Origin of the sequence: Vibrio penaeicida (genome assembly GCF_002933855.1) — a bacterium.
GTDB lineage: Bacteria > Pseudomonadota > Gammaproteobacteria > Enterobacterales > Vibrionaceae > Vibrio > Vibrio penaeicida_A.
This window is the reverse complement of sequence record NZ_BFAQ01000068.1, coordinates 337-2,134: the sequence shown is the minus strand read 5'-3', so window position 1 is coordinate 2,134 and position 1,798 is coordinate 337. Positions and strand designations below refer to the sequence as shown.

General features: G+C 41.6%; 3 protein-coding genes. All 3 read left to right on the top strand.

Annotation, left to right across the window (positions count from 1 at the left end):
* Positions 1-44: 44 nt before the first annotated feature.
* The 3 genes from VPNCDNU1_RS27870 (at position 45) to VPNCDNU1_RS27860 (ending at position 1,767) form a co-directional block, all read left to right on the top strand.
* Positions 45-527, top strand: coding sequence for a GNAT family N-acetyltransferase (locus VPNCDNU1_RS27870; RefSeq protein ID WP_237324242.1), 483 nt, complete (start codon positions 45-47; stop codon positions 525-527).
* A gap of 112 nt (positions 528-639) precedes the next feature.
* Positions 640-1,080, top strand: a complete 441-nt coding sequence (locus tag VPNCDNU1_RS27865; RefSeq protein ID WP_104403404.1) for a hypothetical protein — start codon at positions 640-642, stop codon at positions 1,078-1,080.
* A gap of 147 nt (positions 1,081-1,227) precedes the next feature.
* Positions 1,228-1,767: an MOSC domain-containing protein gene (locus VPNCDNU1_RS27860; RefSeq protein ID WP_009602753.1), complete on the top strand. Its 540-nt coding sequence runs from the start codon at positions 1,228-1,230 to the stop codon at positions 1,765-1,767.
* Positions 1,768-1,798 lie beyond the last annotated feature (31 nt).

Here is a 1,798-nt window from a genome sequence, read left to right as displayed (position 1 = left end):
CCACTTAAGCGGGTGTTATGTGCAAATTGGAGAAAGTGGATCGTATGCAAGTTTCATTGAAAGCTATGGATTCAGCATCATTTTCAGAGTATTTGAAAATAGTCATTCCTTCGTATGCCAGTGATAATGTGAAATCTGGTAGGTGGGAACAATCTGAGGCATTAGAACGTTCAAAGGAGGACTATGCTCTCCTTTTACCTGAGGGGTTAAATAGTGAAAATAACTTCCTGTTTAACGTCGTAGAGAATACAAACGGAACAGATGTTGGCTATATATGGGTGAAAGTAGAAACTCATATTCATACAAAATCTGCATTTATATATGACGTGGGAATATATAAGGAATATCGCCGAAAAGGCTATGCTAAATCTGCACTTCATTGTATTGAAAAGGTAGCTGCTGAACTAGGTGCCACAAGTTTAGGGCTCCATGTTTTTAATCACAATTCGGCTGCTCAGGCACTGTATTCTAGTATAGGCTATCAAGTGGTTAGCCATAACATGAAAAAAGTGATTGTCGTAAAATAATGCACATAACAAAGCGCTCAAACTGACCTCCAACACGTGGCATTTTTGCTTCGCAAAAGTATAGCCACATGTTTGCGGCAGCTTAGCGCAGCGTTAGCTTTCAGGAGGAAGCGTGGAAGAATTGAGTTTATTAAATGAACTGGGCTTTGAATCTCATGTAAGCATTGGTGCATCCGTCGTACTACTATCTTTCATCATAAAGACGCTATATACCGAGCACATGCAACGATTTATGCGCGATGCTTGGGATTTTCTATCTAGGAAGTTCAGTCAACATCAAACCAATATGCCTCCATCACTGTATGAAATGATGCCAGCAAGAGCTCAGCGTTGGTTTGATACTTTTGAAATGACGTGGGGCTATACTGTTGTGTTGGTTTGCTTGATGTATGAACTGTTCATCATTTATTTGTCTACTAAGCCTGAATTTTGGCTATTACCACTAGATATGAAGCTTAAGTTAGCTGGAATGTTTTGCTTATTTGTTTTGTTTAAATTCACAGCACTGAAAAGTAGTAATCGGATTTTACATCGAAAATTGCAGCGTGGTTGAGAAAAAGCTAACAAAGCATTTAAGACGGATTCTCAACGCTTGGCAATTTCAGTTCAGGTCAGCTTAAGTGCTAAATGTGGCAAGGTTTAAGGTTGAGTGGTTGCGTTGTTCACCACTTAATGCGGCGTTAGCCCTCAGGAGGAAAGGATGCCAAAGGTAGTTTCAGTCAGTAAATGTGCCGAGCACACTTTTTCTAAATCAATTGTTGATTCAATATTGCTAATTGAGGGGGAAGGAGTTGACGGAGATGCTCATCGGGGAAAAACTGTAAAGCATCGTTCGAGAGTCAAAGTCGATCCCAGTCAACCAAACCTTAGACAAGTTCACCTTCTTCACAATGAGTTATTCTCTGAGCTTGAGGCTAAAGGGTTCAAAGTTGAGCCAGCATCACTTGGGGAAAACATCACAACATCAGGCATTGATTTACTTGGTTTGCCAAGGGATACCGTAATTAGGTTTAGCAGTGGGGCAGAAGTTCTGATTACAGGTCTCCGCAACCCTTGCCCGCAAATCGAGGGATACCAGACTGGGTTATTGTCTGCTGTTTTGGGTAAAGATAGCTCAGGAAAGTTAGTCCGTAAGGCAGGGGTAATGGGGATCGTCAAAGTTGGTGGTAGAGTGTCGGCAGGTGATAGCATGGCGATTGAGTTGCCTGATGAGCCATTCCACCCTCTCAAAAGGGTTTAAGGGCTAACAAACGCTTCAAACCGACAAACAA

Excerpts from the sequence above, each read along its gene's own strand:
- VPNCDNU1_RS27870 (WP_237324242.1), top strand. The coding sequence starts at position 45 with ATGCAAGTTTCATTGAAAGCTATGGATTCAGCATCATTTTCAGAGTAT.
- VPNCDNU1_RS27860 (WP_009602753.1), top strand. The coding sequence starts at position 1,228 with ATGCCAAAGGTAGTTTCAGTCAGTAAATGTGCCGAGCACACTTTTTCT.